General features: G+C 67.7%; 6 protein-coding genes. 5 read left to right on the top strand and 1 reads right to left on the bottom strand.

Going from position 1 to position 8381, the window contains the following annotated elements; all coding sequences use genetic code 11:
• Positions 1-331 precede the first annotated feature (331 nt).
• From AC1DP1_RS23090 to AC1DP1_RS23075, 4 genes are all read left to right on the top strand, one after another.
• The gene (locus tag AC1DP1_RS23090) at positions 332-1234 is read left to right on the top strand and encodes a LysR family transcriptional regulator (protein ID WP_477508831.1); all 903 of its coding nucleotides are present in this window, start codon (positions 332-334) and stop codon (positions 1232-1234) included.
• 671 nt (positions 1235-1905) lie between these two features.
• Entirely contained in the window at positions 1906-5469 is a 3564-nt protein-coding gene (locus AC1DP1_RS23085; protein ID WP_477508830.1) for a glycosyl hydrolase, read from the top strand.
• Positions 5470-5677: 208 nt separating this feature from the next.
• Positions 5678-6586 (top strand): LysR family transcriptional regulator, encoded by a 909-nt coding sequence (locus AC1DP1_RS23080; protein WP_477508829.1) that lies wholly within the window; start codon positions 5678-5680, stop codon positions 6584-6586.
• 449 nt (positions 6587-7035) lie between these two features.
• Positions 7036-7299, top strand: coding sequence for a DsbA family protein (locus AC1DP1_RS23075; protein WP_477508828.1), 264 nt, complete (start codon positions 7036-7038; stop codon positions 7297-7299).
• A 614-nt stretch (positions 7300-7913) separates the two neighbouring features.
• Here AC1DP1_RS23075 and AC1DP1_RS23070 read toward each other — a convergent pair.
• A complete protein-coding gene (locus AC1DP1_RS23070; protein ID WP_477508827.1) occupies positions 7914-8132 on the bottom strand; it encodes a hypothetical protein in 219 nt (72 codons plus the stop codon).
• A gap of 84 nt (positions 8133-8216) precedes the next feature.
• On the opposite strand from AC1DP1_RS23070, the gene AC1DP1_RS23065 reads away from it, so the two are divergent.
• On the top strand, positions 8217-8381 hold a 165-nt coding region (locus AC1DP1_RS23065), incomplete at its 3' end, for a helix-turn-helix domain-containing protein (RefSeq protein ID WP_477508832.1).

Below are 8381 nucleotides of genomic sequence, written 5' to 3'. Positions count from 1 at the left end.
CCCCACGCCCATGCGCTCGACAGCCACGAACAAGCGCCCCCCGAAGAGCAGCCCCCAACCCTTCGACCCCCACCCCCGGACACCAGTCCGGGCGACCGAGGTTCGGGCCGAGGTCGGGAACGGACGTGTGCACAATCTGAGATGGGGGGAAGCTGCCCCGCCACGACGTCCGCACGTCATGATGAAGTGCGGACGATGACGCAAGTCCGAGCTGGGCTGCCAGCCGCACGTGTCAGCCAGTCGAAGTCCAGCTCAGGCCCGTCTCACCACCACATGCGCTGCCGCCGACGGTCCCGCGCGGGCGCCAGAACCGGACGGAGCACACCCAGTTGTGGACCTGAACCTGATCCCCACCCTCGAGGCGCTCCTCGCCGAACGAAGCGTTTCTCGGGCAGCACGCCGGCTCGGGATGAGCCAGCCCGCGGTCAGCAACGCCCTCGCCCGCCTCCGACGACAGTTCGACGACGAACTGCTTGTGCGGCGCGGGAACACCTACGAGCTCACCCCGCTCGCAGAGCACCTCGCCATCACAACCCGCCAGGCCATCGAGGCCGTGTCAGCACTCGCGTCGGCCTCGACCGACTTCGACCCGGCCACCAGCACCCGCATGTTCCGCATCGTCGCCAGCGACTACCTGCAAATGGCCTTCGCGCCCCGGCTCCTCACCGAGATCGCCCATCACGCACCCGGGGTACGCGTGCTATTCCTCGCCCCCTTCAGCTCCCAGTTCAACAGCGAGGACGAGCTCGTCGAAGCCACCGACGGCTGGCTGGCACCCCGGGAAGTGCTGCCCGGTCACGAGCACCTCGGTTCCGCGCCCGATCGCTGGGTTTGCGTCGTCGACAAAGACCATCCAGGCATCGGCGAGGCCCTCACCCTGCAGGACGCCGAGACGTACCCCTGGGTCGTGGGAGCCGTACGCGGAGAGACGCTTCGCGTCCTCACCGACGGCCTCACCACCCACGGAGTCGAGCCCTACGTCGCGGTCAGCACTGAGACCTTCTCTTCTGTGCCGTTCCTCGTCGCTGGTTCCGAGCGCATCGGACTGGTCCAGCGCTCGGTCGCACAGCGTCTCGCCGCGTCCGCCGGCGTCCGGGTGCTCGACTGCCCCTGGTTCGTGCAACCCCTGCACATCACGTTCTGGTGGAACCCGAAGAAGGAGAGCGACCTGGGCCACGCCTGGCTGCGCGACGTCCTCGAAGCCCTCCTGGCCAGCGCCATCGACCACCGCTGATCCTGACTCGACGCGGCACAGTCCGCCCCCCACGCCAGCCGCCCTCACGCCAGCCGTCACCATCCGAGCCGCCACCACCCCACGGGCCCCATCTCAGCCGCCTGCATCCCGGCCGCGTTCACCACGTCTGTATCTGTTTCGTCGATACCGCTTCATCAGCAGGTGTAGACCATCGACGGCTTGTGGCGGGAGGCGGCGACCGACAGGATGAGACCGTCGTCACAGTGAAACGATTCACAGAAGGGCGGTCGTGCGGTAGCTAGCTGCACCGTGACGGCGACCTTCGGTCTTGTTCGCCGACCAGCTCATCGGCGGGTGCGCCCGCACAGCCGCATCCCGGGAGCGCGTTAGCGAAGTAGGACAACCTCGATGAAGCCTCCACGCGCTCACCCGCACTCGGACGTCTCACCGCGGTGCGCCCACGTTTCGATGACGCGGTCTCGCTTCGGGGGTCTGCTCATTCCTTTATGCCCGTCCCGCCCTCGCGGGGGGACCTTTTCAAGAGGAAGCACATGACTTCGACAACCTCCTGGCGCCGGCGCGTGGCGCCATCTCTGGCGCTGTCCATCGCCGCAGCCGGTCTGCTCGGGGCCGGCGTGTCCGCGCCTGCCACCGCGGAACCGAGCGGAACGAGCTCCGCTGTGGCGCCGGATCGCTGGTCGATGAATCCAGTGACCGACCTGACCGCTGAGACGTTCGCGGCGCCACCCGACCACGACATGCCCTGGGTGCGGTGGAACGTTCCGACGACTGCGGACAACGCGGTGCTCGTCGCCCAGCTCGACGAGATGTACGGCAAAGGCATCCGCGGCGTCGAGATCGGCCAGGGCGGCTTCCCGAACAACAGCCAGCTCGAGGCCATCTACACCAAGGCCAACGCCCTCGGCATCAAGGTGAGCCTCAGCCACGGACCCACCAAAGGCACCATCGGCTACACCTTCAACCAAGACCACGTCCGCAAGACCCTCTTTGTTGGGCGCGCGAATGTCGAAGCCGGTACGGCCTTCAGTGGACCCGTGCCGCGACCTGCCGCTGCAGCTGGACGCAACGACACGCTGATCGCGGTGCAGGCCTACCGGTGCACCACGCCCACGTGCGCGATCACCGGCCAGGTCGAGCTCGATCCCGCGTCGGTCATCGACCTGACCTCCACGGTGACCGGCAAGAACACCGCCGGTTTCGTGGGCGGCTCCACCGCCGGCGACCTGGCGTGGACAGCCCCGGCCGCCCCGGCCGGCGCGCGCTGGCAGCTGGTCGGGTTCTGGGCTCGCGGTACGTCCGCGCAGGCCGACCCACTCAGCGCCGCGGGCCACGACGAGGTCGTGGCCGCGATGCGCAGCTACTTCACCCCGCGCGTGGCGAGCATGATGCGACGCAACGGCGGCGACATCTTCTACGACTCGCACTCCAGCGACCGTGGCGCGCCCAAGGAGGTGTGGACGAACACCTTCGCTGCTGACTTCCAGGAGCGGGCCGGCTACGACCTGATGCCGAAGCTGGCCGCGGCGATGCGGGGCACGTTCACGTTCTCCGACGGCAGCCACGCGCGTATTCACGACGACATCACCCAGGCCCGCACCGAGCTGTGGAAGGACGTCCACCTGCTCCCGATGCAGGAGTTCGTGCACGACGAGTACAATTTGTCGCTGCGCATCCAGCCCGAAGGCGAGAACGCCGCCCCCATCTTCGACATGGCAGCGGTGGCCTCGGTCCTGGACCGCCCAGAGCACGAGAACCTGTTCGGCTCCGACGAGATCGACAACTACCTGCCCATCGCGTCGGCCAACCACATGACCGGCAACACCTGGTACTCAACCGAGTGTTGCGCACTCGCGGCCGGCAACTACCTCGGCACGTTCGAGGACTTCCGCATCCGTATGGAGAAGAGCTACGCCGGCGGCATCAAGAAGCTCGTGTACCACACCTACGCCTACCGTGACAGCCCGACCGCCCAGTGGCCGGGCTACGCCAACTTCGGCATCACTAGCTTCGGAACCGCCTGGGGTCCCCGCACACCGAACTGGTCCGACGCGCTCGCCTACAACGAGTACTTCGCCCGCAACGAGCAGGTCCTGACCCAAGGCGCAGCCAAGGTCGACGTCGCGGTGTTCTACCAGAACTTCCTCTACCCCGAGGCATGGAGCACCACCGGTGGGTTCCGCACGTGGCGAGACATGGGCCTGCAGAACGCCGGCTACACACGCGACTACCTCAGCCCGGAGCTGATGAAGCTGCCCAACGCCGTGGTGAGCAACAACCGCCTCGCCGAGGACGGCCCCTCCTACAAGGCCCTGATCGTCGACACGACCCTCGAGCCCGCCAGCGACCCGGTCAAGACGTCGATGCCGCTCGGTACCGCGGAGAAGATCCTCGGCTACGCCCGCGCCGGTCTGCCGGTCCTGATGGTCGGCGCCCTGCCCGACCGCACGACCGGCAACAGCCCCGCCGACGACGCCACTCTGCGGCGGGTCGTGGCACAGATCGCCGCTGAGCCGAGCGTTCACCGCGTCGCCAACCAGGCCGCCGTGCCTGCGAAGCTCGTCGAGCTCGGCATCACCCCGGCCGCCAAGCCGTCGGCTCCGACCACGCTGGTCAGCCAGCGGCGCGTCGACGCCGACACGACCACGTCGTACTTCTACCTCTACAACGAGGGACGAGTCGGCGCGGACGGACGCCCCGAGCAGTCGATCTTCGAGCCGCCGCAGGTCTGCGCCGGCACCGGAGGCCACGTCTGCGTCGGCACCGGCAACGGCCTGACCACCGAGGTCGCGCTCGAGGGAACCGGCCGGCCGTACCTCCTCGACGCGACGACCGGTGAGATCACGCCGATCGCCGAGTACCGCACGTCGCAGGGACGCGTTCACGTGAACGTCTCCCTGGACCGGGATGAGTCGATGATCGTGGCTCTCGCGGGCGACGACCGGTTCGGTGGCGTCGAGGCGAAGGTGCATGCTGACAGCACCACCGCCGACCACGGCGTGGCGTACGAGGGCGACCGGATCGTCGCACGCTCGACGACCGCAGGCACCGCCAAGACCGAGCTCAGCGACGGAACCTCCGTCACGACGACGTTCGGTGACGTCCCTGCGCCAATCGACCTGACCGGCAGCAGCTGGAACCTCAAGGCCGAAGACTGGCGACCGCAGTCGGACTACGCCACCACGTTCGGGCCGGCAGCCTCAGCGACAAGTAAGTCCGTCGTCGACGTCTCGATGACCGGTCTCAAGTCGTGGCGCCAGATCCCCGAGCTCCGCGACGCGTCCGGAGTCGGCCGATACACCACGACCCTCACCCTGCCGCCGACATGGTCGGCCGAGCACGGGGCGACGCTGGACCTAGGCACCGTGGTCGACAGCTTCCAGCTGAAGATCAACGACAAGGACGTCCCGATCAGTCAGGCCACGGGCTCGGCAGACGTGAGCGACTACGTGCAAGCCGGCTCGAACACGATCGAGGTGCGCGTGTCCACCACGCTCATCAACCGGCTGAGCACCCTCGCCCCCACGGTCGCAGCCCGCGGTCACCTGCAGAACTACGGTCTGCTCGGCCCGGTCGTACTCACCCCGTACGCCGAGAAGACCGTGCTCGAGCCGGCCGGCCCGACCACCCCGCCCACGACCCCGCCCACGACCCCGCCGACGACCCCGCCGACGACGCCTCCGACGACGACGCCGCCCGCCGGCCCGGTCACGCTCCGTGCCGACGCCGCCAAGGGAACCTACGGTCGTCCGACGAGCCTGGTCGCTCGAGTCGACGGTGCCACGACGGGAACCGTGACCGCTTCTGCCGATGGGCGCAGCCTGGCTGAGTCGACAGTCGCAGCTGACGGCACCGCGACGCTGAGCATCGCGGGCCGCAAGCTGAAGGCCGGAAAGCAGGCAGTCACGCTCACGTACACGGGCGCCGCAGGGAAGGCCGCCACGGTCTCCTCGACGGTGACCATTCGGAAGGCAACCACGAAGGTGCGCGCCAACTTCGCCTCGCGTCAGGTCCGTCCCGGCATGCGTGCGAACGTGAAGGTCCGCGTCACCGCCGACGGGGTCACCCCCCGAGGCAAGGTCCTGGTTCGCAGCGGCGGCAAGGTCGTCGCTCAGGGCAAGGTCGACGCACGCGGTCGCGTGACACTCACCCTGCCCAAGGCGACGAGTGGCACGAGCACCTACCGAGTCGTGTTCCCGAGCCGGAAGAACTTCACGGCCGGCTCCACCACTGTGAAGGTCAACGCCGCGCGCTGACGACGCGACACTCCAAGACGGGGTGGGTCCGAGGTAAAGCCTCGGGCCCACCCCGCACCGCGACCACGGCGCGTGGGGCTTCTCGCATACGGCCGACAGCCGTCAGCGACAGCGCACGACCGACGACCAACTGCCACTTCCACCCCTATCCTCGATTACCCGCCCAACTGCCCGGGCCTACCCGCCAGTGCAACAAGGAGCCGCGACAGTGCGTGATCTGAACCGGCTCGACTGGAACCTCATCCCAGCTCTCGACGCGCTACTGTCCGAACGCAACGTGAGTCGCGCCGCTGTACGACTTGGCGTCACCCAGCCGTCGGCAAGCGCCTCCCTGGCACGCCTGCGCCGCATGTTCGGCGACCAGCTCATGGTCCGCTCCAGTGGCGGCTACACGCTCACACCACTGGGCGAGCAGCTGGCACGGTCCGCACGCTCCGCGGTCGAGACAGCCGCAGGCGTCCTCGACACACAAAGCGCGTTCGCTGCCACCACCTCGACCCGCGAGTTCACCATCGCCGCCAGTGATTACGTCCAGCTCACGCTCGGAACCGAGCTACAACAGGCCGTCGCGGCACAAGCCCCTTCGGCGCGCGTGCAGCTCGTCTCACCGTTCTCCCTAGCCAAGGCGCACAAGGACGTCCTGCCCGCCGCTGACGGGTGGATCGCGCCCAGAGAGATGCTCACGGGCGAGAACCACAGCGGGACGCTTACTGACCGTTGGGTCTGCGTCGTCGACGAAGCCGCCGGCTTCGGCGACCACCTGACGTTGGACGACCTGCGCGACGCCGAATGGGTCGCCCCCACGGTGCGCGGCGAGGTGCTCAGGCTGCTGACCGACGGGCTGAACTCCCAGGGCCTCGAGGTGCGCGTCACCACCACGACGGACACCTTCGCGGCCGTCCCGTTCCTGGTCCGAAGGACCCGACGCGTCGGGCTCGTCCAGGAGCGGCTGGCCATGGAGCTGTCGGAGGCGACCAACACGCGTCTCCTGTCCTGCCCGTGGCCGGTGCAAGCCCTGCAGCTCACGTTGTGGTGGGACCGGCAGTGGGCGACCGACGGCGGCCACGTCTGGCTTCGAGCCGTTGTCGCCGACATCCTCGACCGGCGACGCGTCTGACGCTGTCCCGGGAGCCCGCGCAGGCGTGTCCCAGGTCACCCCAATCCAAACTCGCGTGCGGTCCATGTGCGGCGTCTCTACGGACATGAGCAACAGCAACGACCCCCAGCACATCCAGCACCGTCCGGCAGCCGGTCTGCTCAACGCACCGCAGGCTCATGTCCACTTGCCCGCCCCGTCGGTTGCGGAACTGTTGTGCCTCGTGGCCACTGGTGTTTGCGGGACCGTTCCCGAAGCGGCGCAGCGCGTCTCGGTCACCTACGTGACCGACCCGATCTGCTCAGCCTGCTGGGCCATGGAGCCCGCCTGGCGTGCAGTCGAGTACACCTACGGCGACCGCCTCGACGTACGCCACGTGTACGGGGGACTGCTGCCCAGCGGGGAAGGATTTCTCCGACGCCGGCAACGGCATCCACGGCTTCGACGACGTCGCCCACCACTAGCGTGAGATGGCCGGGCACACCGGCCAGGCGATGAGCGTGAGCGTGTGGAAGAACGACCCCATCACCTCCTCCTACCCGCCGTCCATGGTCCTCGCCGCCGCCCGCGACGTCGCCCCCGAGAGCGACACGCGGATGCTTCGCCGGCTCCGCGAAGAGCTCTTCGTCCGGGGCCGCAACATCACCCGGTCCCGCGTGTGGACCGACGCAGCCACCAAGGCCGACGTCGACGTCGACGCCATCCAGCAGCGACTCGACGACGGCCGCGCCTAGGAGTTGTTCGTCGCAGACCTCCGGGCCGCCTACACCCTCGGAGCCACCGCGTTCCCCACCCTGCTCATCGAAGCAGGCGGCGAACGCCGGCCCCAGCGCGGCGTTCAGCGACCCGAGCACTTCATGCGCGTCATCACCGATGCGACCGGACTGCCGGCCCCGACGGCTGGTGCGACACTGGAAAAAGTGCGACAGCGGTCAGAGCGCCGGCCTTCGGAGAAACCGCATCCTGAACGACCACCTCGCTGCGCTGCCTGAAGACTTTGTCAGCATTCGATGGTGTCCAGAAACAGGCCATTAGCTCCGTCAGAGGCTGGAAACGATTGGCAGGGAAGCTCAATAGTTCGAGGAGTTTGCGTAGGTCGGGCGCGCATTCGTCGCAACCATCGTCAAATCGCGTCCAACCCTCGGGCACCCGGAGCGGCATCGGAGGGTTGCTGGTTCGGGTCGAGGCTCGGTTGCCCTGAAGCACCTGTGGACGTAGCCGTCGAACAAGCCAGGAGAACTCGCTGAAGTGACTGCTGCACACATCTCTCACCCCGTCGTGCAGCTGTGCTGGGTGCAGACAGGACCTCAAGGTCCGATGCTGTGGGTTCAGAGCCAACCGACCGCGGCTATGAACGGGCGTCAGATCGCGCGTCGAGTTGACCACGGTCGTAGCCCTCGATCCCGCCTTCAAACCAGCAGTGCGTCGCGAGGTGCAGCATCGCAATGTCCGTCGTCATGCCGGCGGCGATGTTCTTGCGGGCGTCGTGGAGTAGAGCAATGAGCATGGGGTTGTCGGGGCTCGGCCATGGAGGGTCTGCATCCAGGAAGTGCGCTTGGTCGGCCAACCCCCGCGCCTCATGTCCTGCTCCCAGGTGTAAGTCTCCTTGGCGTCAGGGGATTGTTGCAACGCCTGATGTTTGGAGGGTGTTGTGGCTGGACTGAAGTTGGCTGAGTCGCGTCGGTTGGAGGTGATCGGGCTGCTGCGTTCGGGGCTGAACCCGATGCAGGCTGCCCGGGTCAGCGGCGTGTCGAAGTCCTACATCTACGACCTGCATCAGAGCCTCGGTGGCGTGTATCGACCACAGAGTATTGAG

It is taken from the genome of Nocardioides sp. P4_G10 (assembly GCF_056401175.1).
This window is presented reverse-complemented; position numbering and strand designations above follow the sequence as displayed.

What these genes read in the sequence shown, in the direction of transcription:
- AC1DP1_RS23075 (WP_477508828.1), top strand. Translation starts at nt 7,036, where the DNA reads ATGGCCGGGCACACCGGCCAGGCGATGAGCGTGAGCGTGTGGAAGAAC.